Source organism: Porphyrobacter sp. YT40 (assembly GCF_006542605.1).
Lineage (GTDB): Bacteria > Pseudomonadota > Alphaproteobacteria > Sphingomonadales > Sphingomonadaceae > Erythrobacter.
This window is the reverse complement of sequence record NZ_CP041222.1, coordinates 144180-167575: the sequence shown is the minus strand read 5'-3', so window position 1 is coordinate 167575 and position 23396 is coordinate 144180. Positions and strand designations below refer to the sequence as shown.

General features: G+C 68.3%; 23 protein-coding genes and 1 tRNA gene. 10 read left to right on the top strand and 14 right to left on the bottom strand.

Annotated elements, in window-relative coordinates; genetic code table 11:
* Positions 1-2: 2 nt before the first annotated feature.
* From E2E27_RS00805 to E2E27_RS00790, 4 genes are all read right to left on the bottom strand, one after another.
* Complete coding sequence (locus E2E27_RS00805; protein ID WP_141461460.1) at positions 3-959, bottom strand: AAA family ATPase; 957 nt, start codon at positions 957-959, stop codon at positions 3-5.
* A gap of 20 nt (positions 960-979) precedes the next feature.
* Positions 980-2347 carry a DUF4350 domain-containing protein gene (locus E2E27_RS00800; protein ID WP_141457086.1) on the bottom strand — a complete coding sequence of 456 codons (1368 nt, stop codon included), beginning with the start codon at positions 2345-2347 and terminating at the stop codon, positions 980-982.
* A complete protein-coding gene (locus E2E27_RS00795; protein WP_141457084.1) occupies positions 2344-3048 on the bottom strand; it encodes a hypothetical protein in 705 nt (234 codons plus the stop codon). The genes E2E27_RS00800 and E2E27_RS00795 overlap by 4 nt, the downstream gene beginning before the upstream one ends.
* Positions 3049-3121: 73 nt before the next feature.
* Positions 3122-4015 carry a prephenate dehydratase gene (locus tag E2E27_RS00790; protein WP_141457082.1) on the bottom strand — a complete coding sequence of 298 codons (894 nt, stop codon included), beginning with the start codon at positions 4013-4015 and terminating at the stop codon, positions 3122-3124.
* A gap of 118 nt (positions 4016-4133) precedes the next feature.
* Between E2E27_RS00790 and E2E27_RS00785 the strand changes: the two genes are divergently transcribed.
* Positions 4134-4877 (top strand): c-type cytochrome, encoded by a 744-nt coding sequence (locus E2E27_RS00785; protein WP_141457080.1) that lies wholly within the window; start codon positions 4134-4136, stop codon positions 4875-4877.
* A gap of 48 nt (positions 4878-4925) precedes the next feature.
* On the opposite strand, the gene E2E27_RS00780 is transcribed toward E2E27_RS00785, so the two are convergent.
* Positions 4926-5585 carry an RlmE family RNA methyltransferase gene (locus tag E2E27_RS00780; protein WP_141457078.1) on the bottom strand — a complete coding sequence of 220 codons (660 nt, stop codon included), beginning with the start codon at positions 5583-5585 and terminating at the stop codon, positions 4926-4928.
* Positions 5582-6901, bottom strand: a complete 1320-nt coding sequence (locus E2E27_RS00775) for a Ppx/GppA phosphatase family protein (protein ID WP_141457076.1) — start codon at positions 6899-6901, stop codon at positions 5582-5584. Before E2E27_RS00775 ends, E2E27_RS00780 begins: the two co-directional genes overlap by 4 nt.
* Positions 6902-7083: 182 nt before the next feature.
* Between E2E27_RS00775 and E2E27_RS00770 the strand changes: the two genes are divergently transcribed.
* A tRNA-Gln gene (locus E2E27_RS00770) sits at positions 7084-7157 on the top strand.
* Positions 7158-7231: 74 nt separating this feature from the next.
* On the opposite strand, the gene E2E27_RS00765 is transcribed toward E2E27_RS00770, so the two are convergent.
* Together E2E27_RS00765 and E2E27_RS00760 are read right to left on the bottom strand one after the other, a co-directional pair.
* Positions 7232-7684, bottom strand: coding sequence for a hypothetical protein (locus E2E27_RS00765; protein WP_141457074.1), 453 nt, complete (start codon positions 7682-7684; stop codon positions 7232-7234).
* Positions 7681-8562: a hypothetical protein gene (locus tag E2E27_RS00760; protein ID WP_141457072.1), complete on the bottom strand. Its 882-nt coding sequence runs from the start codon at positions 8560-8562 to the stop codon at positions 7681-7683. The genes E2E27_RS00765 and E2E27_RS00760 overlap by 4 nt, the downstream gene beginning before the upstream one ends.
* Positions 8563-8745: 183 nt before the next feature.
* Between E2E27_RS00760 and E2E27_RS00755 the strand changes: the two genes are divergently transcribed.
* From E2E27_RS00755 to E2E27_RS00745, 4 genes are read left to right on the top strand one after another with little or no spacing between them, the layout of a single operon-like run.
* The gene (locus E2E27_RS00755) at positions 8746-9429 is read left to right on the top strand and encodes a response regulator transcription factor (protein ID WP_141457069.1); all 684 of its coding nucleotides are present in this window, start codon (positions 8746-8748) and stop codon (positions 9427-9429) included.
* Positions 9430-9431: 2 nt separating this feature from the next.
* Positions 9432-10769: a sensor histidine kinase gene (locus E2E27_RS00750; protein WP_234036130.1), complete on the top strand. Its 1338-nt coding sequence runs from the start codon at positions 9432-9434 to the stop codon at positions 10767-10769.
* Positions 10766-11356, top strand: coding sequence for a hypothetical protein (locus E2E27_RS18580; RefSeq protein WP_181443509.1), 591 nt, complete (start codon positions 10766-10768; stop codon positions 11354-11356). Before E2E27_RS00750 ends, E2E27_RS18580 begins: the two co-directional genes overlap by 4 nt.
* Positions 11328-14096 (top strand): CHAT domain-containing protein, encoded by a 2769-nt coding sequence (locus tag E2E27_RS00745; RefSeq protein ID WP_181443508.1) that lies wholly within the window; start codon positions 11328-11330, stop codon positions 14094-14096. The genes E2E27_RS18580 and E2E27_RS00745 overlap by 29 nt, the downstream gene beginning before the upstream one ends.
* 8 nt (positions 14097-14104) lie before the next feature.
* Here the strand turns inward: E2E27_RS00745 and E2E27_RS00740 are convergent, their stop codons facing one another.
* Complete coding sequence (locus E2E27_RS00740; protein ID WP_181443507.1) at positions 14105-15505, bottom strand: tetratricopeptide repeat protein; 1401 nt, start codon at positions 15503-15505, stop codon at positions 14105-14107.
* A 219-nt stretch (positions 15506-15724) separates the two neighbouring features.
* Here E2E27_RS00740 and E2E27_RS00735 point away from each other — a divergent pair, with 219 nt between their 5' ends.
* Positions 15725-16819 carry a phytanoyl-CoA dioxygenase family protein gene (locus tag E2E27_RS00735; RefSeq protein ID WP_141457061.1) on the top strand — a complete coding sequence of 365 codons (1095 nt, stop codon included), beginning with the start codon at positions 15725-15727 and terminating at the stop codon, positions 16817-16819.
* A gap of 64 nt (positions 16820-16883) precedes the next feature.
* Positions 16884-17774 carry an LOG family protein gene (locus E2E27_RS00730; RefSeq protein WP_141457059.1) on the top strand — a complete coding sequence of 297 codons (891 nt, stop codon included), beginning with the start codon at positions 16884-16886 and terminating at the stop codon, positions 17772-17774.
* Here the strand turns inward: E2E27_RS00730 and thiD are convergent.
* The 3 genes from thiD to glmM form a co-directional block, all read right to left on the bottom strand.
* Positions 17738-18583: a bifunctional hydroxymethylpyrimidine kinase/phosphomethylpyrimidine kinase gene (gene thiD / locus E2E27_RS00725; protein ID WP_141457057.1), complete on the bottom strand. Its 846-nt coding sequence runs from the start codon at positions 18581-18583 to the stop codon at positions 17738-17740. The two genes, E2E27_RS00730 and thiD, sit on opposite strands and share 37 nt — an antisense overlap.
* Positions 18580-18804 (bottom strand): DUF1272 domain-containing protein, encoded by a 225-nt coding sequence (locus E2E27_RS00720; RefSeq protein WP_141457055.1) that lies wholly within the window; start codon positions 18802-18804, stop codon positions 18580-18582. Before E2E27_RS00720 ends, thiD begins: the two co-directional genes overlap by 4 nt.
* A 120-nt stretch (positions 18805-18924) precedes the next feature.
* Positions 18925-20262, bottom strand: coding sequence for a phosphoglucosamine mutase (gene glmM, locus E2E27_RS00715; RefSeq protein WP_141457053.1), 1338 nt, complete (start codon positions 20260-20262; stop codon positions 18925-18927).
* A 97-nt stretch (positions 20263-20359) separates the two neighbouring features.
* Here glmM and E2E27_RS00710 point away from each other — a divergent pair, with 97 nt between their 5' ends.
* Both E2E27_RS00710 and E2E27_RS00705 read left to right on the top strand, forming a co-directional pair.
* Complete coding sequence (locus E2E27_RS00710) at positions 20360-21655, top strand: dicarboxylate/amino acid:cation symporter (protein ID WP_141457051.1); 1296 nt, start codon at positions 20360-20362, stop codon at positions 21653-21655.
* Between the two features lie 71 nt (positions 21656-21726).
* Positions 21727-22335, top strand: a complete 609-nt coding sequence (locus E2E27_RS00705; RefSeq protein WP_141457049.1) for a superoxide dismutase — start codon at positions 21727-21729, stop codon at positions 22333-22335.
* A 66-nt stretch (positions 22336-22401) separates the two neighbouring features.
* Here the strand turns inward: E2E27_RS00705 and E2E27_RS00700 are convergent, their stop codons facing one another.
* Positions 22402-23025 (bottom strand): sigma-70 family RNA polymerase sigma factor, encoded by a 624-nt coding sequence (locus tag E2E27_RS00700; protein ID WP_141457047.1) that lies wholly within the window; start codon positions 23023-23025, stop codon positions 22402-22404.
* Entirely contained in the window at positions 23022-23228 is a 207-nt protein-coding gene (locus E2E27_RS00695) for a NepR family anti-sigma factor (protein ID WP_141457045.1), read from the bottom strand. Before E2E27_RS00695 ends, E2E27_RS00700 begins: the two co-directional genes overlap by 4 nt.
* Positions 23229-23396 lie beyond the last annotated feature (168 nt).

The following is a 23396-nucleotide window of genomic DNA, read 5'->3' as shown; positions in this document are numbered from 1 at the left end:
CTTCAGCGCGGTGCCTCGGTCGCTTCGACCAGATCGGCGACCAGCGCTTCCATGTTGCGCCCCTCGATCTCGGCGGCGGGGGAGAGCGTCAGGCGGTGGCGCAGCACCGGCACCGCGAGCGCCTTGACGTCATCGGGGATGACATAGCTGCGCCCTTCCAGCGCGGCGCGGGCGCGGGCGGCCCCGGCCAGCAGCACGGCGGCGCGCGGGGAGGCGCCGACAGTGAGTTCGGCATGCTCGCGGGTGGCGCGGATCAGGCGCACGACATAGCGGGTGATGTCATCGGCCACGGTGACTTGCCCCAGCGCCGCGCTCGCGGCGGTAATGCCGGCGGCGTCGGTAACGGCGACCACCCCCAGATCGGCGGGCCGCTGCGGGCCGGAACGCTGGCCATAGGTGGCAACGATCCGCGCTTCCTCTTCCTCGGCAGGATAGGGCACCAGCAGCTTGAACAGGAAACGGTCGAGCTGCGCTTCGGGCAGGGGATAGACGCCTTGGTTCTCGATCGGGTTCTGGGTTGCGACCACCATGAAGCTGGCGGGCAGCGAATAGGTCTCCCCGTCCAGCGTCACGCGGCGCTCCTGCATCGCTTCGAGCAGCGCGGCCTGCGTCTTGGGCGGGGTGCGGTTGATCTCGTCCGCCAGCAGCAGGTCGCAGAAGATCGGGCCGCGGGTCAGGGTGAACTGGCTGGTCTGGAAGTTGAACAGGTTCGACCCCAGAATGTCCCCCGGCAGCAGATCGGGGGTGAACTGGATGCGCCCGAAATCGAGGCCCAGCGAGGTCGCGAAGGCATTGGCGAGAAGGGTCTTGGCGGTGCCCGGCGGGCCTTCGAGCAGCACATGGCCCTCGGCCAGCAGCGCGGTCAGCAGCATGTCCACCATATCCTCCTGCCCGACGATCGCCTTGGCGATTTCGGCGCGGATCGCATCGGCGAGGCTGCGGACTTCATCGAGGGTCATGGTCATCTGCGGGTCATTCCTCAGGAAAGCTTGCGGTTGAGATCGTCGAGCGCCTTGGCGGCGGCGAGGATGTCGGCGGGCTTGCTCGCCTCCTCGAGCCGGGCGGCGCGGCGGGTGTAGGGTTCTTCGTCGGGCAGGCGGCGCGCGAGGGCGGCGTCGATCGCCTCGGGGTCGGGCCGCGCCAGTCCCATGCGCTCGGCCAGCCGCCGGGCGCTGAGCAGGGCATAGGGCTTGGCCAGCAGGCGGAAGCGCCGCGCGCGCAGGATCAGGCCTGCGCCGTTGGTGATCAGCTGGCGCTTGCCGAAAGCGATGTCCGGCCCGCCGCTCGCCGCCGCCGGGCCGAAGCGCTGGAACGCGCGCCAGCCGACGATCAGCAGCGCTGCGATGAGGCACAGGGTCGCCGCAAGGAAGGGCGGACGGAAGGCCAGCGTCAGGAGATTCTCGCTCGCGCCGAAGCCATTGAGCGTCAGATCGAAGGTGACGCTGTCGGTCTCGGCCTCATCCGCCAGCTGCGTCACCAGCGCCACGGCAGCGGCAGCGCGGGTCTTGTCGGCAAGGCCGTAATTGTTGGCGATGTCGGGCTCGGCGAGGAACACCACCGGCTGGGCGCTGTAGGCGACGATGGGTTGGTCAGGCCCGGCCCCGGCGTTGGTCGCCCGCGCGAAGTTCACCGCGAAGGCCAGCTTGCGGCCCGCCGAATCGGTGATCAGCGTATCGTGCGGGGACAGCGGCTCGGCATAGAGCGTCGGGGCTGCGGGCAGGTTGCCCGATACGCCAAACCCGCGCCAAGTGCCCGGTTTGGCGGGCGGTGGCGCGGGTGTGTTCTGGGGCGGCCCCGCATCCGGCGCGCGCGCGCCCGTGGACTTGTGGCGGAAGCGGTAGGGCGCGGGCAATTCCTCGGCCCATCCCGCCGGTTGCGTGCCGAGCAGGATCACCCAGCCGCGTTTGAACTTCTCGCGCACTTCGGCCGGCATGAACTCCATCGGCGCGATCGCCTGCCACTTGGGCAGGATCACCAGCGTCGGCCCGCGATAGGTGCGGTCCTTGATGATCTCGGCGATCTCCTCGGCCTCGGTATAGGGGCCGGGGGTGAGTACCAGCAGGCCGCGCGTCTCCAGACCGCCGGGGCTGCGCGAGCGCTCGGTATCGAATCCCTCGGCCTCGACCAGCCGGACGAGACCGGAATAGCCGTTGAGCCCGTTGCTGGCGGCATGGGCCTGCCCGCCGCGGCCTTCGCTGTCCCCGATCTCCTCGCCCGAACCGATGAGGTAGAGTAGCGCAATGAACAGGGCGAAACCTGCCGTGACAAGCACGAAGGCACCGAATTTGGTGAAGGCCGGGCCGTTTGCGCCGGTGGCCCGGTTGGCGGCGGCTGCTGCGGCGGTCATGCGGCCAACTCCCGCGTGCCGTCGATCCGGGCCAGCGCGAATTCGGCATAGGCCGCGCGCGCGGCTTCCCAGTCGGCGCGCTCGAGCGCCCGCAGCGCGAAGAGCGAGCGTTCCACCCGCTCGGCCATCACCCCGAAGGCCGCGCGGGCCTGGCCGGGCAGGGCGGGCAGGGCGGCCAGCTCGCGCGCGGTGCTGGACGGCTCGACCCAATCGGGCCGGGCGGCGGCGATATGCTGGACAGAGCGTTGCAGCAGGAGGTGCGTGGCCTCGTCGAACCGGCCCTGCGCGGCCAGCCGGTCGGCATCTTCGAGCAGCGCGAGGCTGGCGGCGGCATCGGGCCGCCATTCCTCGGTGGCGGCCGCCTCGGGCTTGGCCTTGCCGCGCCAGCCGAAGCTGTCGCCGAACAGCCGGTACAGCAGGACCGCGGCAAACAGCACGACCCCGCCCAGCACCACCCATTGCAGCCAGCCCCACGACCCGCCCAGCGCCGAGCCCAGCGGCGAGAACAGATCGGCAAGCCATCCGATGACGTCGGCGAGCATCTTTTCGAACCATGAAGGCTCGCGCGGGGGGATCTCGGGAATTTCGACCGGGGCGAACTGGATATTGTCGTCGGCGCGCAGGGCGTCCCACCCGGCGGGAGGCGATGCGCCCGAAGTGGCTGATGGAACAGGCAGAGTTTGTGCGGCCGCAGCGGTCATCCCGTGTGCGGTGGTGGCATGACGCTTGGCGCGGTGCAACGGTAAACCGCGCGCTGCCCCCGGCGGGGTCGATCTATCCGCGCGCGCGGGCCTGTTCGTAAGTGCCCAGAATGCGCAATTCCTTGGAATGGAACGCGCATTCCTCCAACGCCCGGTCGACCGCCGGATCGCCCGGCGCGCCGATGATGTCGGCGTAGAAGGTCGTCGCGGCAAAGCTGGTGCCCTGCTGGTAGCTTTCCAGCTTGGTCATGTTGACGCCGTTGGTGGCGAACCCGCCCAGCGCCTTGTAGAGCGCGGCGGGGATGTTCTTCACCTCGAAGATAAAGGTCGTCATCACCGGCTTGCCCGCCAGCGCCGCGGGCGCAAGCGCCTGTTTGGCGAGCAGGACGAAGCGGGTCATGTTGTCGGGACTGTCCTCGACATTGTGCTCGATGATGGTGAGGCCATAAAGCTCCGCCGCCAGCGCCGGGGCGATCGCCGCGACGGTGGGATCGCCACGCTCGGCAACATAGGCTGCTGCGCCGGCGGTGTCGGCATGGCTGAGCGGCACGATGCCGCGCGCGCGCAGGTAGTGCCGCGACTGGCCGAGCGCCTGTGGATGGCTGTAGGCAGCCTCGAACGGCCCGCTTCCCAGCGCCATCAGCGCATGGTGGATCGGCATGAAATATTCGCCGATGATGTGCAGCCCGCTTTCGGGCAGCAGGAAGTGGATGTCGGCGACGCGGCCATGCTGCGAATTCTCGATCGGGATGATCGCTTCGCCCGCGCGCCCGTCCTTCACCGCTTCGAGCGCGTCTTCGAAGCTGAAGCACGGCAGCGGGGCGCGGTCGGGCCGGGCCTCGGTCGCGGCGCGGTGGGAATTGGCGCCGGGCGATCCTTGAAAGGCGATCGCGCGCGCCGGATCGGCGGCCGCCGCGGCGCGCATCCGGTCGACAAGTTCAAGGGCGGGGCCGGGGAAGGATCGCATGGTGTTCGTCGCCTAGAGCGGCCCGCACGGCCACACAAGCCTGCTTGCAAAAGCCGCAAGAAATCGTGCCACGATCGGTCTTGCGTGCGCGCGGGACCGTCATTATGGAGCGCGCGGGATGACACAGGACAACTCTTCGCAGGATAAAGCCGCAGGCCAGAATGGTGGCGGCGATCTGTTCAACACGGCCGCTGGCTGGGTGCTGTTTGCCGGCGTCGTGGGCCTCGGCCTGGCGCAGATTTCGAAGCACTACTTCGAAGCCGACAAGCCCGAACGCCCGGAAAAGCTCGGCTACGTGATCGAAGGCGTGGTCGAGGAAGGTGCCGGCCCGGCGGAAATGACGATGGCCGAAGCGCTCAACACGATGCCGGCCGCCGATCTGATCGCGGCGGGCGAGAAGGCCTTTTCCAAGTGCCAGAGCTGCCACACCATCGATCAGGGCGGCGCCAACGGCATCGGCCCCAACCTCTACGGCACGATGGGCAAGGCTGTCGCAGGCCACCCCGGTTTTGCCTACAGCGCCGAACTGAAGGCCGTTGGCGGTACCTGGGACTGGGACAAGATGAACCAGTGGCTCAAGAACCCCAAGGGTTACGTCCAGGGCACCAAGATGAGCTTTGCCGGCCTGTCCAAGATCGAAGACCGCGCCGCAATTGCGATGTATCTCAACTCGAAGGGCTCGAACCTGCCGGTGCCGACCTTCGTCGCCGATGCGGCAGCAGGGGATGCCGGTGCGGAAGGCGCGCCCGATCCGGCTGACGCTGCGGCGCCCGTCGAAGGCGAGAACCCGACCGAGGCCGAAGCCGCCGGTGGTGCCAGCGCCGACCAGCCGGTCGCCTCGAACCCGGGCGCCGGTCGCTAAGGACTTTGTGGCTGCGGGGAGGCGGGCTTTCGTCCGCTCCCCTGCGCTTCAGCCCTTGAACCCCTGAGCGATGACATACCACTCCGACGAGCCCTTGCGGCTCGCCGGGGGCTTGGCGTGCTTGACGGCTGTGAAGTGCTTCTTGAGCAGCGCCAGCAGATCGGTATCGGTGCCGCCCGCCAGCACCTTGGCGACGAAAGCCCCGCCGGGCGCGAGATTCTCCACGGCGAACCACGCCCCGGCCTCGACCAGCCCCATCGTGCGCAGATGATCGGTCTGCTTGTGGCCGACGGTGTTGGCCGCCATGTCCGAGAGCACCAGATCGGGCGGGCCGCCAAGGGCTTCGGCGAGCAGGGCGGGGGCCTTGTCGTCCATGAAATCCATCTGGAAGATCGTCACGCCTTCGATCGGCTCGACCGGTAGCAGGTCAATCCCGACTACTTCGGCTTTTGGCTTCTTGGCGCGCACCACCTGCGTCCAGCCGCCCGGCGCAATGCCCAGATCGACCACGCGGCTGGCATTCTTGAGCAGCCCGAATCGCTCGTCCAGCTCGATCAGCTTGTAGGCCGCGCGGCTGCGATAGCCGTCGGCCTTGGCCTGACGCACGTAGGGGTCGTTGAGCTGGCGTTCGAGCCAGCGCACCTGGCTCGCCGTGCGGCCCTTGGCGGTCTTGACGCGCTTGCCCGGCGTCTTGGTGCCGCGGGTCACGCGCGGGGCCGCCCGCTGGCTGCGCCGTTGCCGCGCTGCTGGTGCAGCGCCTTGAGCGTGCGTTCGGACTGGCGCTCGGCCGCCATGATCGAGCGCAAAATGCCCTCGCGGATGCCGCGGTCCGCCACCCCCAGCCGCCGCGCGGGCCACAGGTCGAGAATCGCTTCGAGAATCGCGCAGCCCGCCACCACCAGCTCGGCCCGGTCCTGCCCGATGCAGGGCAGGGTCGAGCGTTCGTAGGGTGTCATCGACGAAAGCCGCGCGCTGATCCCGCGCATTTCGCTGGCGGGCACGATCAACCCGTCCACCGCCTTGCGGTCGTAGGACGGCAGCTCGAGATAGAGGCTGGCGAGCGTCGTCACGGTGCCGCTGGTCCCCAGCAGGCGGATATCCTCGTGGTGCGCCGCCTTGGCGACGCGGGCGGCGAAGGGAGCAAAGCTACCCGTTACCAGTTCGCGCATCCGCTTGAAGCGGGCGATGCGCGCGGCCTCGCTGTCCTCGGCCCGGCCGACGGTGTCGGTCAAAGAGACCACGCCCCAGGGCACGCTGTGCCAGTCGAGAATGCGCGGGACGCGCGCCGGGCCTTCGCCCGCATCTACCAGTACCAGTTCGGTCGATCCGCCGCCGATGTCGAAGATCACCGCCGGGCCATCGCCCGATTCGAGCAGGATGTGGCACCCCAGCACCGCGAGCCGCGCCTCTTCCTCGGCGCTGATGATGTCGAGCGCGATGCCGGTTTCGTGGCGCACCCGCTCGATGAATTCGGGGCCGTTGGCGGCGCGGCGGCAGGCCTCGGTCGCGACCGAGCGGGCGAGGCGGACATTGCGGCGCTGCAACTTGTCGGCGCAGATCGTCAGCGCGGCGAGCGTGCGGTCCATCGCCGCATCGCTCAGCCGTCCGCTGGTGGCCAGGCCCTCGCCCAGTTTCACCACGCGGCTGAAGGCGTCGATCACGGTAAAATCGCGGCCCGATGGGCGGGCGATCAGCAGGCGGCAATTGTTGGTGCCGAGGTCGAGCGCGGCATAGGCCTCGCCATGCGCGGTGGGGCGCAACGGACCGATATCGGCCAGATCGGTATGGGACGCAGCGGTGCCGTTGCCAGCCCTGCCATTCTCACCACCGCCATTTGCGGCAGAAGGGCGCACCACGCGGCGGGCATCGTTGCTGGCAGCCTTGGGCCGACCGGCACGATCGGGCTTGCGGGCTTCGGGCTGAGGGGGGCGCTTCTTGTAGCGGAAATCGGCTACCTTGCCGGACTTGCCGCCCCGGTTCTTCCCAGCACTGTTATTCCTGTCCGGCGGGAGTGTTTCCGCCATGATCGCATTACTTTCGCATCACCATACGCGCCTCTCATGCGCATGGCACCTGAGCGGAAGTTACCCCAAGCCTTGGCCAAGGGCAAGCAATCACCCGCAACGTCAGCGCTTGACCTGCCGCGCGCGCGAAACTAGGGAGCGCTCTCGCTGCGCCGCCCGGAACCTGCCGGGGGCAAGGCCAATGCCCCGTCCTCTAATGGTAAGAGAGCGGACTCTGACTCCGTCAATCAAGGTTCGAATCCTTGCGGGGCATCCAATCTTCCCACACCATGCCTGCCGACTGACCGCCCTGCGGGACGCACTGCGATGTGCCGTCGGCGATCGGCCGGATCAGCGGCAGATGCCGAGCATTTCGATGAACCGTTCGAAGCCGCGCTCCTCGCGCCGCGCGTAGCGGCCATAGGATCGCTCCGCCATCGCCTGGGCTTCCGCGATGTCCTCGGCAAATTCGGCTTCGTCGACCATTTCGCCCTGCCTGCGGCGGGCGATGCGCTGGAAGCGGATGATCCGTCCGCGCGCATTGGCGACGCTCAAATCGGGGTGGAGGCTGGCGACGAAGGCCGCGTCGGACGTGGCCTCGAGGCTCGACGCCCAGCGCTCCCAATAGGCCGCGCAGGCCAGTTCCTCGGACATGGACTGCGGCGAAAGCCCCGACTTCGATGCGGCGTCGAAAGCGGCATAATGGGCCGCGGCATCCGGGCGGCCTGCGGCGTCATCCGCCAACACGGGACAGGAGATCGCCAGCGCGGCGAGCATGGTCGGGACAGCATATTTCATGATCATTTCTGCTCCTTGCAGACACGCCCGCCGTTCGGGCCTTCGTAAGTCGTGCAAACCACGATCCCGCTGCTGCGGGGCGGGGCGGTGTTGCCCGAGCCGAGCGATCCGACCGGGCGCGCATTGGCGGACCGTGCCATCTGCGCGCGGCGCGCCGCCTCGGCTTCGGCCCTTGCGCGGGCCTGTTCCTCGCTCTGCCGCGCCGCGCGCATCCGGCGCTGGTATTCGGCGAAGATCAGGCGCGTGGCGGGCGGGTTGTATTGCCAGTAATACTTGTTGGCGATGGCATAGACCGCCTCGTCGCTCCATGCGCGCAGGCCTTTCGCACCGGCTGCCACGATCAACTCGCCGAGATAGTCGCCATCGGCGTTCGGCTTGAACGTGTCCTTGCCGTAGGGGTAGTGATAGACGAGATAATCCGCCACCGCCCCGGCATCGCCGGTGCGCTGGACATAGGCCCTGAGCGCGCCCGCGCTGAGCGTGCCGAGCGGGCCGAGCTCCTGTTCGCTCGTGGCGGTCTGCGGTTTCGCGCCATACAGGGCGGCGCAATCCTGCGCGACGCCGAGGATGTAGCGCTCCAGCATCGCCTTGCCGTTCTGCTTGCGGTAATCCGCCCACACCTTGTCGATCGCCTGCCGCGCGGCCTTGCCTGTGGCCGGATCGTTTCTGGTCAGCGCATCGAACTGCGCGCGCGCGGTGTTGGGGACGACGCCGGGGGCCTTGCCGCGCTGGCTCGCGAAATCGAGCGCCGCCCAGCATTCGTAGACCAGCTCGGGATCGTCGGTCGAGGCCTCGGTTGCTGCGACGGTCGTGGCGAGCATCGGCGTGGCAAGCGCTGCCGACAGGCCAAGGGCGATCAGGTGGCCGGGTCTGGCACGGGGCATGGCATTCTCCCTGTGGTGGTGCCGCCGCAATAGGCCTGCGCTGGCTTGGGGCTCCAGCGACAAGCCCTGACATAAAGATGACAATGCCTGTCATGACGGGCGGCCCGGGCTTGCAGCGCGCGCGCTGTGCCGCCAGACCTGTCACACGACACACCGCTTCACAGGCACCGGACGACACCTGCGATGAAAGTTCTGTATATCGAGGATGATGCCCGCGCCGCGGCGGACATGCGGGCGCTGGGCTGGGAGCAGGGCGACACCATCGTGGTCGAGAGCGACGGGCTCGCCGGTCTGCGCCGGGCGGGGATGGAGGCCTTCGATGTCATCATCATGGACCGGATGCTGGGCGATGCCGATGGCCTGTCGCTGGTCGCCCGGCTGCGCGACAGCGGGGTGAGCACGCCGGTGCTGATGCTGAGCGCGCTGGGCCGCACCGGGGACCGGGCCGAGGGGCTGGAGGCAGGCGCGGACGATTACCTTGCCAAGCCGTTCGAGGCTTTGGAGCTCTTCGCCCGCATCCGCGCGCTGCACCGCCGCGCCTCGGGCCGGGAACACAGCGCGGTGATCCTTTATGGCGCGTTCGAATGCCACGTGAAGGCGCGCACTGCATTTCGCAGCAACCGGCACCTTGCGCTCTCCCCGCGCGAGTTCGAGCTGTTCCGCTATTTCATGGAAAACGCGGGCGAGGTCGTGACCCGCGAGATGCTGCTGCGCGATGTCTGGAACATGAGCTTCGATCCCCAGACCAATGTCGTCGACGTCAATATCGGCCGTCTGCGGCGCAAGCTCGAGCACGGCTTTGAGGGGCCGGCGCTCGAGACCGTATGGGGCACCGGCTATCGCCTGCTCGACGGGACGCCGTCCTGACCGTGCGCCATTCGATCTTTTCCCGCATCACGCTGCTCTCCGCCGCGCTGTCGGCGGTGCTGTTGTGCGGGCTGTGGTGGGTGACCGACCGCACGATCAACGAGACCATCGCCGCGTCCTTGCGCGAAGGGGTGGACGTCGATCTCGCAGGGCTGGTCGATATTCACGCCAGCGGCGGCAGGGACGAACTCACACGCCGGATCGCCGACCGGCTGGCGCTGGTGCCGAGCGACGGGGCGCGGGCGCATTATCTGCTCGCCGACGCGGCGGGTGCGCGGTTGGCGGGCGATCTCGCCGCATGGCCGGGGCTCGATCCGGCGGTGTCCGAAAGCGGCCCGGTGCGGATCGGCCGCCAGACCGAGGCGCACGCCCGCGCCACGCTGCTGCCCGGCGATCTCAGGCTGCTGGTCGCCCACGAAGCGCCCGAACGCGCGCCGATCCTGTCGCGGGTCGCGCTGGTGTTCGGGCTGGGCGGGGCGGTGTTCGTCGCCTGCATCGCCCTGTTCGCGCAGGCGGCAGGCGGGCGGGTGCGGCAGCGGGTCGCGGGGGTCAATGCCGCCTTCCGCAGCGGCGACGATCGGGCGCTCTCCGCGCTCGCCGCGACCGACAGCGCCGACGAGATCGACGAGGTCGCCCGGCAGGCCGCGCGCGCTCTCCAGCGCGATCGCCAGCTGATGGCGGCCTATCGCGAGACCTCCGAACAGGTCGCGCACGAAATCCGCACGCCGCTGTCGCATCTCGATGCGCGGCTGGCGAAGGCGCTCGCGGATGATCCTGCGCCTGCCACCGCCGCCCATCTGGTCGCCGCGCGCGGCGAGATCCGCCAGCTGGTCGGCACGCTGGAGGCGCTGCTCGACATCGCCGCCAGCAAGGCCAAGCAGGGCCAGCGGCAGGGCATGGCGCCGGTCGATCTCAGCGCCATGACCGCGCGGATCTGCGAATTGTACGAGGACAGCGCCGAGGACGCGGGCTATGCCTTCAGCTGGGACATCGCGCCGGGTGTCAGCCTGATGGGGGACGAGGCGCAGTTGGGACGGATTTTGACCAACCTGCTCGACAATGCCTTCAAGTACAACCGCCCGGGCGGGGCGATCCGGGTGGTGCTGGAACAGGGCCCGCGGCTCAGCGTCGCCGACAACGGCCCCGGCATCGCCGCGCACGAGCGCGAGCGGGTGTTCGAGCGCTTCTGGCGCGGGCCCTCGGCGCAGGCGGGCGATCAGGCCGGGGCAGGGCTGGGGCTGGCGCTCGCCCGCGCGATCGCCGAGCGTCACGGGCTGACCCTGCGCGTCATGCCGAGCGAACCGGGTGCGCATTTCCTGCTGGCGCCGGAGGAGGGATGATGCGGGCGCTTGCGATGCTGGCCGTGACGGCATGGCTGGGCGCATGCGCCGGAGCCTCGCCGCTGCCGCCCCCGCCCACCGATGCGGCAGCAGCGCCGCCCGCCGCAACCTCGCAGGCCTTGCGCGTGGCGGCCGATCTGGCAGCCGCAGCGCAGGCGGAGGAGGATGCCGATGTGCCCGCGCTCACCGCCGCCATAACCCGTCTGCGCAACCGCGGCGTCGCGCCGCAGGGGTCCGAGGCCGAGGCCAGCCTCGCGCGGTGGAGCGCCGCAGCCGGTGTCGACCCCGCCCCTCTGCGCGGCCGCGCGCTCGGCCCCGGATTCCAGCGCGGGACGCTCGCCCCGGGCGAGGAGCGCGGGCTCGAGCAATTGTTTTTTGCCGGAAAACCGGCCGAGATCGCACTGTCGGGCGAGTCCGGCGCACGCTTGCGCCTGACCTTGCTGGATGCCAAGAACCGGGTCGTGTGCGAACATGATCCCGGCCTGGGGCGCAGCTGCCGCTTCACCCCGTTGTTCTCGCAGCGGTACAGGATCGAGATTGCCAATGGGGGGCAAAAGCGTGCGAGCTATTTCGTGGTGTTCGACTAGGGCCTTTGCGGCCTTCGCATTGCTGCTCGGCGCGTCGGCGCTGCAGGCGGGGGAGCCGCAGGCCGACGACCCCTTTGTCGGCAGCGTCGCCCGATACGAAGCCGCAGCGGCGCGGCTGGCGGACAGCGCCCAGCCGCTGACAGACGAGGAACGCGCCCGCATCGCGTCCGAAGCGATCACCGGCGCCTACATCGCCGAACGTTATGTCGAGGCCGCCCGGCTCTATGCCGCACATAGCGATGCCGGACTGGGTCTCGTGGCGCAGGTGACGGGCCTCGGTGCGACGCTGCATGCAGGGTCGGATGACGCCGTGAAGGCCGCAATCCGTCAGCAGCTAGCCGAAATCGGTTCGCAGCCGCCCGGCGACAGCCCGCTCGCTCCGGCCTTGTCGCAATTCGTGCTCGGCACCGACGCGATGCGGTGTGACGATCTGCCCGGCGCTGTTGCCCTGTACCGCACCGCGATGGAACTGGCCGAGCGCGATCTTGCCGCCGACGATCCGGCGCAGGTGCTTTTCGCGGTCTACCATGCCCGCCATCTCCAACTGGCCGATCGCGCGGCAGGACGCCTCGCCTCGCTCCGCGTCGAAAAGCTTGCGCTCGAGATCCTGCCCGAGGGGCACCCCCACTGGATTGCCGTGTGGTATAACATGGTCGACAGCAGCCAGACCGCAGGCCGGTTCGATGATGCCGCGGCGCTCTACGCGCGGATCACCGACCTTGCCGTGCGCGAATGGGGTGAGGGTGACCCGCGGCTCTATCCGATCCTGCAATATCGCGCGGTTGCCCTGTCAGGGCTGGGGCGGCGGCAGGAGGCGCTGGTGCTGGCACGCGAGGCGATGCGGATCGAGGGCGACCGGCCCGCCGGCGATCGCGCCATGCACCGCGAATTGATCGGCGGCCTGTTGCTGGGCGAGGGAGACATCGCCGGGGCGGCGGCGCTCTATCGCGAAGGTCTGACCCTGCTCGAAGGCACGGACCCGGCCGATCTGCGCTGGGGCTTCATCCAGTCGCGGCTGGCGCGCGCGGAAGCCTTTCTGGGCAATGATGCTGAGGCGGTGCGGCTGGCCGATCTGGCCGCGCCAGCCTTCGCCGCCAAGCTGCCGCCGACCCATCCGGCCCGGATCACTTCCGAGATGATGATCGCCAAGGCCCTGGCGCGCGCCGGGGCACCCGCGCGGGCTCTGGCCATGGTGGAAGCCAATATCGCCGCCAACGAGGCGCGCCTGCTCGATACCTATGCCCGCGCGCAGGATGTGCGCACCATTGCGGCGGGCAACAACACGCTGTTCCGCGATTTTGCCTGGGTGGCGCTGCAGAACGGCCGGATCGACGATGCCTGGCGCGCGGCCCAGCTGGCGTCCTTGGGCGAGTTGGCGCTGGGATCGGCGCAGATATCCTATCCCGGCGATGCCGAGGGCTTCGGCGCTGCGCTCGAGGCCGTGCGCACGGCACGCAGCGAGGAGACGGCAGCGCGCGATCAGCTGGCAGCCGGCACCGTGACCGGCGATGCGCTGAGCGCCGCCATCGCCCGGCGCGAAGCTGCCGAACGCGATCTGGAGGCCCGCTATCCCGATCATGCGCTTTTCCTGAGACCGCGGCCCGTCACCATTCCCGAGGCGCAGGCCGGGTTGGCCGCCGACGAAGCGATCGTGATTCCGATGGTGATCGACGACCGCAACGTCACGATCCTGCTGACCCGCGAAAAGGCGACATGGGCCGAGACCGCCTCAGCCTACAATTCCACCACCGCCTTGATTCGCCAGCTGCGCGATTCGCTGGAGGAAGGCAGCATCGCCGGTGGTGCCTTCAATGACGGTGCCGCGCACGAAATCTATCGCCGGTTCTTCCCGCCCGCGATCACCGCCGCGCTGGCGGGCAAGACCCGGCTGACCTTTCCCTCGGGAGGGCCGCTGGCGCAGATTCCGCCTGCGGTGCTGATCTCGGCGCCTGCCGCGCGGGACACGCCGGGGCGCTATCTGATCGAGGATTTCGCGATTGCCGTGCGCTCCAGCCTGCGCCCCATCACGCGCGCGGCGATCCGTGCGCCGGGGCGGGGCTTTGCCGGGATCGGCGCGCCCGCGCTCGCCGAGACGCGGGGCGCGGCCACCTCGCTGCGCGGCCTTGCCATCGATCCGGCCGATCTGCGCGCGCTGCCGTCCCTGCCGGGCTCGCTCGCCGAACTGACCGCGATGCAGGCCGCCTTCGCCGGAGAGCCATCGCTGCTGCTGACCGGCGCGCAGGCGACCGAGCCGCAGGTGCGCGCCGCGCCGCTGGGCGATTACCGCGTGCTGGCCTTCTCGACCCACGGGCTGGTGGGCGGACAGATCGCGCAACTGAGCGAACCGGCGCTGGTGCTGACCCCGCCCGATGCGGCGGGATCCGGCAATGACGGCCTGCTGACCGCCTCGGAGATCGCCGCGCTCGATCTCAATGCCGATTGGGTGATCCTGTCGGCCTGCAACACGGCGGCGGGCAATGGCCGGGGCAGCGCGACCTATGGCGGGCTGGCGCGCGCCTTCCAGCTGGCGGGCGCGCGTGCGCTGCTGCTGTCGCACTGGCCGGTGCGCGACGATGCCGCGGCGTTCCTCTCGGTCGAGACGCTGCGCCGCGCCGAAGCCGGAGCAGACCGGGCCGAGGCCTTGCGCGCCGCCCAGCTGGCGATGGTGCGCGGGCAGAGCGGGATTGCGGGCGAAAGCGACCCGGCGGTGTGGGCGCCCTTCGTGCTGATCGAGGGGTAGGCTCCCCGCTACTTGAACTTGTCCCAATGCGCCCGGCGCACAGCCTCGGCCATCATGGGGGAAAGCTCCCGGATCGACTTGGCCTTGGCCGCCATCGCCATCGCGCCTGCCGTGCGCATGGCGGGCTGGTCCGAGCCATAGCCCGCGCGGTAGAGCGCCTCGGCCTCCTCGGCGGCCTTGAGCTGGCCGTGGTTCGCCGCGCGCTCGAACAGTTTCAGCGCGACTTCGAGGTTCCTTTCGGTGCCGAGCCCGTCGCGGAAGACATATCCCGCCAGCTCCTCGGCCGGGCCGAAGCCGGCGGCGGCGGCGGTCGAAACAAAATCGGCCCCGAGCTTGGGATCGGCGGGGATATTGTTGCCGCGCAGCAGTTCGACACCGGCGGAATAGGCCGCGATCATGCTCCCCTGATCGACCGCGCGCTTCATGTGGTAGAGATATTTGGCAGGGTCCTTGGGGATCGCAGCCGAATAGAGATTGGTGCGGCCCTTGAGATAGAGCTCCGCCAGCTTGCGGGTGGCGAGCGCATCGCCGCGCATCGACATTTCGAGAAGGATTCGCTCGGCCTCGGGCAGATCGGGCTTGAGCAGCCATTGCGCCGACTTGTCGGTCGGGCGCACGCCGAGGATCGCCTTGCCTTCAAGATAGATGATCTCGCGCGCGTAATCGGGAACCTGCACGCCGGTCAGCAAGGCCGCGGCCAGCTGGTGCCCGGCGCTGTCCCCGGCATTGATCCGCCCCGACGCAGCGAGCTTGCTTGCCTTCCCGATGGCGGCAAGCTTTTCCTTTCGATAGGCTGCGGTCTGCCGCGCGGCGTCGATGTCATTTTCAAACTCGATGCCTGCTGCGCGCATCTTGTCCCGGTCGAATTTCAGGTCCTTCTTGTCCTCGCAGAAGGTGCAGAACACGGGGTTGAGCGCCAGACGCAGATAGCCTGCGATCGCATCCCGGTCGCCCAGTTCGGCGCCCTTTTCGTAATAGGTGAAAGCCTCGCCCAGATCGCGCGAGGTGCTCTTGAGCGTGTAGCTGTCTTCGGGCGATTCCGCCAGCGCGCCGACCCGCGCAAAGGCGGGCCCGTGGTTCTGTGCCATCGCCATCGCGTAGTAGCGCAGCATGCTCTGGGCGATATTGTCGCGCGACCAGGCCTGACCAAAGATGTCGGCGCGGATCCTGTCGGCAAATTCGACCTGCGCCCGCGCGTCCCCCGCGTCGGCCCGAGCCTTCAAAGCCTGCACCGTGCTGTCGGCATACCAGGCCTTCACCTTGGCTTCCGACTTGGCAAGCGCCTCGGCAGAGAAGCGCTGAAGCTCGCCGAGCGTGGGCGGGCCGCTGTCCTGCCGTGCGGCGAGCGGCACCGGGAGCATCGCCAGCGCGCAGCCTGTCAGAAGCGGGAACGAAGGTCTGATCGGCATCGGTGGCACTCCCCTGAAGCCTGTTTGGCACTGCGCGCGATTATCGGGCGGCGGCGGCATCGGGTGAAGTGACAAGTGCTGTTAGGTCTTGCTTGCGAAGGGATTTTGCGCGCTGAACCATGGCGAAGGCCGCCCATTAACCCGAACGAGACCGTCGCGTGCCATGATAGCGCCCGCAAGGATCGTCCCGGAAAGGCCGGGATAACGAGACAAGGTGGCATGAAGGCGCTTCAGGTTTCCAACGACACATCCGCGTTCGAGGTGCCCGCCGCGCTCGACGATTGCGGGCGGCTGGCGGAACCCTGTGTCCGGCAGGCGCTGGCGATGATGGACCGGCACGGGCTGGTGATCCTCACCGGCCTGCTGTCCGACGCGGAGGCCGCGACCGGCCTCGACCTGATCCGCCGCACCATCGCCGATCCCGATCGCAGCCACAGCGCCTTCGCCAGCGAGACCGACAACCGCTATCTGCGCCGCGATTTCTGCGCGCTGCCCTCCAGCCCCGAGGTGATCGGCTTTGCCGCGATGCTCGCCCGGCGGCTCGAAGGGGTGCTGGGCGAATATTGCGGCCGCACCCGCCCGGTGCTCGAGGTGGCGACCTTCACCAGCTATCGCGGCTCGTCGCACCAATATATCCATCGCGATCCGATGGGCGTCATCAGCCTGTTTGCCGCGGTCGAGGATGTGTCGGCAGAGCAGGGCGGCACGGTGTTCGTGCCGGGCACGCATATGTATGGCGGCGCGGACAACCGCCACGGCGGCGGGGCCTATGAGCAGATGGAGCGCTTCCGCACCCGCTGGAACGCGCGCATCTTCCGCCACAATCTCGCGAAAATCTGGAGGATGCGAAACGACGCCGCGACCCCGCTCGCACCGGGCGAGCTGCGCGACCGGGTGTTTTCGACCCAGTGGGATCAGCACCAGCCCAATCTGCTGCGCTTCCTCACCGGCAAGAACGCGCAATTCAGCCTGCGCCATCTGGGGCCGCGCACGTTGTGGCGGCTGCTGCGCCAAGGTCGCTCGCTCGATGCGCGGTTCCGCCTCGTGCAGACCGCGCCGCGCAAGGGATCGGTCATCCTCTATCGCAGCGATCTGCTCCACGCCGGGCCGGACAACCGCGCGCTCCAGCCCCGGCGGTTCTTCGGGATGAGCATCGCGCGCGACGTGATCGAGCACAAATACTGGCACGACGGCTATTCGCCGCACCCGACCCTTGTCGCGCAGCCGCTGACCTTCGGCGATCTGCTGGCGAGCGAGCCGCTCTCGACCGCCGCGGCCGCGCCTGCCCTGCGCGCGCCCGCGCTGGCCGATTGATCCCGCGCGGCGCTTGCGGCCAAATCTGTTGCGGCGCTCACCGGCCCCGATTAGGGGGCAGGACATGACCGAAAAAGACCTGACAGACCGCAAGTTCTACCGCGCCGGTGAGGAAACCCGCTTTGCCGAGGGCGGGCCCGAGCGCACGCCGCAGACCGCGCACCCCGCCTACAAGCTCGCCTTCCGCGACACCGATTTCCTGCTGCGCGACGAGCTGCGCCCCGTGCGCTTTCAGCTGGAACTGCTGAAGCCCGAAATGCTGCTCGACGAAGCGCGCGTTGGATCGACGCTGGTCATGTATGGTTCGGCCCGAATCCCGAGCCCGGCGCAGGCCGAGGCGCGGATCGAGGCCGCCAAGAACGGCAGCGAATACGACCAGAAGGTCGCCCAGCGCCTCGCCGAGAAAGCCAAGTATTACGAGGAAGCCTATCGCCTCGCGCGGCTGGTCAGCGAGAAAGGCATCATCGAGAATGGCGAGCGCCAGTTCGTCGTCACCACCGGCGGCGGGCCTTCGATCATGGAGGCGGGCAACCGCGGTGCTTCCGATGCGGGGAGCGAATCGATCGGGCTCAACATCGTGCTTCCGCACGAGCAAGCGCCCAATCCCTATGTCACGCCCTACCTGAGCTTCCAGTTCCACTACTTCGCGCTGCGCAAGATGCACTTCCTGCTGCGCGCCCGCGCAGTGGCGGTGTTCCCGGGCGGGTTCGGGACCTTCGACGAGTTCTTCGAGCTCGTCACTCTGATCCAGACCGGCAAGATGAAGCCCATGCCGATCATCCTGTTCGGCAAGGACTTCTGGAACCGCGTCGTCAATTTCGAGGCGCTGGCCGAGGAAGGCGTGATCTCCAAAGCCGATCTCGACCTCTTCACCTGGGTCGAAACCGCCGAAGAGGCCTGGGCCTGCATCTGCGATTTCTACGAGATCCGCGAGTCCACCGACCTGACCGATTGATGCCCCAGCGGGCCGTGGCCCGCGCCGAAGCCCGGCGCTTCTTCGATCGCGCGGAGCACGAATTGCCGCGCCAGCCGGACCGCGTGTTCCAGCGGCAGGCCATGGCCGAGCAGAGTCGCGATCGCCGATGACAGCGTGCAGCCGGTGCCGTGGGTGTGGCGCGTGTCGATCCGCGCATGATCGAAAGAGACGATGCGCGCGCCGTCTTGCTCGGTGGCGGGGAGGTAAAGCACATCCGAGATGCGCTCTCCCTCGGCATGGCCGCCCTTCGCCAGTACCGCGGTGGCGCTTGCCTCGGCCAGTTCCTCGGCCGCCGCGATCATCGCTTCGTGGCTGGCGAGCAGTCGGCCTGCGAGATGCGCCAGTTCGGGCAGGTTGGGCGTGATCAGCGCCGCGCGGGGGAACAGCCGCTCGCGCAATGCCGCCACCGCGTCGGGCCCCACCAGCTCCGCGCCCGAGGTGGCGATCATCACCGGGTCGAGCACGATGGGCGCGCTGACGCCCTCTAGCGCTGAGGCGACGGCAGCGATCACCTGCGGATCGGCGAGCATCCCGATCTTGATCGCGTCCACCCCGATATCCTCGATGCACGAGGCGATCTGCTGCGCGACCATTTCGGGCGCGATGGCGGCGATGCCCTGCACCCCCACCGTGTTCTGCGCGGTGATCGCGGTGACCGCCGTCATCGCATAGCCACCGAGCATGGCGATGGTCTTGATATCCGCCTGAATCCCCGCTCCGCCGGATGAGTCCGAGCCGGCGATGGACAGGATGCGAGGCGGCGGGCTGGAGGGCGCGGGCGTGGTCATCCCTTGTATTTGCGTTCCGTGCTCGGCGGGTATTTCGCGTGGAGCGGTTTGGCGCGTGTCGGGCGGTCCATCAGTTCGCCGCCGCAATTGGGGCAGCGGTCGTCGAGATCCTCGGCGCATTCGGCGCAGAAGGTGCATTCGAACGAGCAGATGAAAGCGCCGGGCGCCTCGGCCGGCAGGCCCGCGCCGCACATTTCGCAATCGGGGCGCATTTCGAGCATGGTTCTCAATCCTTCTCCCGTTCGCCCTGAGCTTTTCGAAGGGCTGTCCTTTTTCACCGATACGGCATGAAGGAAGGACGGTGCTTCGACAAGCTCAGCACGAACGGATCAAGTAACGGCCTAGACCGCGGCCCTGACCGCCTCGCAGATCGCATCGACCACCTGTTCGACCTGTCCCTGATCGTCGCCCTCGGCCATTACCCGGATCACCGGCTCGGTGCCCGAGGGGCGGATGACGAGGCGGCCCTTGCCTGCGAGGGTCGCCTCGGCCTCGGCGATCACCGCTTGCACCTGCGGGTTGTCGAGCGGCTTGCCGCCATCGTAGCGCACGTTCTTGAGCAGCTGCGGCACGGGATCGAACACGTGGAGCAGCTCGCTCGCCGGCTTGCCGCTGCGCACCAGGCTCGCCAGAACGCGCAGCGCTGCGACGGTGCCATCGCCGGTGGTGGCATAATCGAGCAGGATCATGTGCCCCGATTGCTCGCCGCCGACATTGTAGCCGCCCGCCTTCATCGCTTCGAGTACGTAGCGGTCGCCGACCTTGGCGCGCACCAGATCGAGCCCGCGGCCCCCCAGATAGCGCTCGAGCCCGAGATTGCTCATCACCGTCGCCACGATTCCGCCGCCCCTGAGCGAGCCGCGATCCTGCATCCGGCCTGCGATCAGCGCCATGATCTGGTCGCCATCGACCGCGCGTCCTTTCTCGTCGACCACGATCAGCCGGTCCGCATCGCCATCGAGCGCAATGCCGATATCCGCGCCTTCCTCGACCACCTTGGCCTGAAGCGCGGCGATTGCGGTGGAGCCGACCCCGTCGTTGATATTGGTGCCATTGGGCGTGACGCCGAGTGCCACGACCTCCGCGCCAAGTTCCCAGATCGCGCTCGGCGTGACCTGATAGGCCGCGCCGTTGGCGCAATCGACCACCACCTTGAGGCCGTCGAAGCGCAGTTCGGCGGCGACCGACTGCTTGACCGCGTGGATATAGCGCCCGCGCGCATCCTCGATCCGGCGCGCGCGGCCGATCAGTTCGGCGGGCGCGAGCGGGATGTCGGTTTCCATCAACCGCTCGATCTCGGTCTCGGCTTCGTCCGACAGCTTGAACCCGTCGGGGCCGAACAGCTTGATCCCGTTGTCGGCGAAGAGGTTGTGGCTGGCCGAGATCATCACGCCGAGGTCGGCGCGCATCTCGCGCGTCAGCAGTGCGATGGCAGGGGTGGGGAGCGGGCCGGTCATGATCACGTCGATCCCGACGCTCGTGAAGCCCGCGACCAGCGCGCTTTCCATCATGTAGCCCGACAGGCGCGTGTCCTTGCCTATCACCACCCGGTGCCGGTGCCCGCCGCGCACGAAGTGGCGGCCAGCAGCCTGCCCCACCTTCATCGCCATCGCCGCGGTCATCGCGCCGGCATTGGTGCGACCCCTGATCCCGTCGGTGCCGAACAGCTTGCGTGTCATTGAATTTCCGTCCCGTGCTGCGCGCCGTGTTGTCTCCCGCTTCTGGCGCGGTTATCGCCCGAAGGGAAGGGCGCGCAGCCCGTTTAAGGATAGGCCATTGCTGGAAAGTGAAAGCACACAGCCCGCAGCCGAGGCGGGCGGGCAGGGCAAGTTTGCGCTGGTATCGATCCGCCTGCCCGTGGCGCTGACCTTCGCGGCGCTGGTGGGCGGGTTGATCGCCGGGATCGTCGGCGCGGCGAGCGGTGCGCCCGCCCTCGTTACCGAGATCGCCGGGCTCGTCGGCGGACTGTGGCTGCGCGCCTTGCAAATGACGATCATCCCGCTGGTCGCCGCGCTGCTGGTGCTGGGCCTCGTCCAGATGATCCTCGCCGCGCGGGTCGGCACCGCGGCGCGGCGGATGCTGGCAGTGATGATCGCGGTGCAGCTGGCGGGCGGGGCCTTCACCGCGCTGTTCATGCCCGCGCTGCTCAAGGCTTTCCCGGTGCCCGCGGGCGCGAGCGCTTTCCTTGCCGACAGTCCGCAGGACGTGGGCGAGGTGCCGGGGGTGCTCGACTTCATGGCCTCGCTGGTTTCGCCCAACGTGATTGCCGCCGCCGCCGAAACCGCGATGCTGCCGCTGACGCTGTTCTTCGTGATGTTCGCGGTCGCCATCACCCGCCTGCCGGAAGATCAGGGCGAGCGGCTGCTGGGGTTCTTCCATGCGCTGGGCAATGTCATGCTGATGATCATCGGCTGGGTGCTCGCCATCGCGCCGGTCGGCGTCTTCGCGCTGGCCTACGGCGTCGGCGTGCAGAGCGGCGGCGGGGCTTTCGCGGCCTTGGGCCATTACGTGCTGACAGTCACCGCGATGGGCACTTTCATTCTGGTTCTGGCCTATGTCATCGCGATCGCGCTGGGGCGGACGGGGCCGCGCTTTGCCAACGCGGTGCTGCCCGCGCAGGCGGTGGCGCTGTCGACCCAGTCCTCGCTCGCCAGCCTGCCCGCGATGCTCGATTCTGCCAGCCGGCTCGGCCTCAGGCCCTCGACGTCGGAATTCGTCCTGCCGCTGGCGGTGGTGATCTTCCGCGCCACCAGCGCCGCGATGAACCTCGCGGTGGTCTATTACATCGCCGCGCTGGCGGGGATCGAGATTTCGCCTGCCATCGCGGTGGCCGGGATCCTGATCGCCGGCATCATCAGCCTTTCCGCGGTAAGCCTGCCGGGTTCCATCAGCTTCGTCGTCTCGATCGGGCCGATCGCGCTGGCGATGGGCGTGCCGGTCGAGCCGCTCGCCCTGCTGGTCGCGGTGGAGATGCTGCCCGATCTGATGCGCACGCTGGGCAATGTCACGATGAATGTCGCCGTTACCAGCGCGGTTGACCGTGCGGCAGACGGTGCGCATGAGCCGACTTGAAGAATGAACAATTCGCGCTGATCTGCGTTACCCTATCATAATCCGCAACCACTGCCTCTGGAGGACGACCCATGGCTTTCGAACTTTCCCCGCTCCCCTATCCCGATACCGCGCTTGCCCCGGCGATTTCGGCCGAGACCCTGTCGTTCCACCACGGCAAGCACCACCAGGCCTATGTCGACAAGACCAACGCCGCGATCGAGGGCACGGATCACGCCGACAAGTCGCTCGAAGAGGTGATCGCCGCCGCGCGTGGCAGCAATCAGGGCCTGTTTAACAATTCTGCGCAGACTTGGAACCACGGCTTCTACTGGCACTCGATGGCCGCCGAAACCACCGCGCCTTCGGATGATCTGGTCGCCAAGATCAACGACGCCTTCGGCTCGGTCGACGATCTCAAGGCCAAGCTCAAGGATCGCGGTGCGGGCCACTTCGCCAGCGGCTGGGTGTGGCTGGCGGAAAAGGGCGGCAAGCTCTCGATCGAGGAAACCCACGATGCCGACACGCTCGCCGACAGCGATTTCAACCCGCTGCTGGTGCTCGACGTGTGGGAGCACGCCTATTACCTCGATCACCAGAACAAGCGCCCGAGCTATCTGGACGCGGTGGTCGAGAACAAGCTCAACTGGGCCTTCGCCAGCGAAAACCTCGCGCGCGGCACGGTGTGGAAATACGCTTGATTTTGAAGTTTCCGGAATGATCAAGGCCCGGAGCGGAAACGCTTCCGGGCCTTTTTCTGTCGGGCCTCACCCCCGCGAACTGACCCCGTTGCCCGATGCCACGGTATCCAGCTCTTCGAGGATTGCGCTGTGGGCGATATCGTCATCGGTCGAGCGTTGCGGGATGTTGCCGCTCGTCAGCATTTCGCTGAGCGCGGCGCGGGCGCGGCCGACGCGGCTCTTGATCGTGCCGACCGCGCAGCCGCAGATCGCCGCCGCTTCCTCGTAGGAAAAGCCGCCCGCGCCGACCAGCAGCAGCGCCTCGCGCCGTTCGGCGGGGAGGGTGAGCAAGGCGCGGTGGAGATCGCTGAGGTGGATCGGCTCCTCCTGCCCGGCAGGTGCGGTCAGGATGCGTTCGGCTACGCCCTCGTCATACTCGCCGCGAAAGCGGTTGCGGCGCATGTCGGTGAGATAGGCGTTGCGCAAGATCACGAAGGTCCAGGCGCGCATCGAGGTGCCCGGTTCGAACCGCTCCTGCGCCGCCCAGGCCTTAAGCAAGGTCTCCTGCACCAGATCGTCGGCCACGTCGGGCCGTCCGCACAGGCCCCGCGCAAAGGCGCGCAGATGCGGCACCACCTCTGTCAGCTCGCGCTTGAAATCGGATTTTTCCGAGGCCGATCGCCTCGCGCCGGTGGTGTCCGCTGCGCTCATCCGCGGCTGTCCGGGCCATCGGAGGATGGCGCGGGCGGGATGCTGTCGAGCGCGTCGAGCAGATCCTTGAAATTGTCGGGCAGGGCTTCCTCGACCACCGAATCGTAAAGCTGTTTCAGCCCGTCAGCCCATTCGGGCGGGCGCCGCGGGGCGCCGTTGTCGCCCCCGCCATGTCCTCCACCCTGATTGCGTCGTGCGGCCATGATGGTCTGATTTCGTCCCTGATCCCATAGTCCGGGCCCCGAAAACATGGGGCCACTTCATCTGTCGGGGCTTGGCCGGATGCCTTCCGCCGAGACCCGCAGGAGTCGAGTTTGGACGATTCGGGAACGATGCGCTACCAGTTTGGTTCCGCCAGCGGCCTTTGCGCA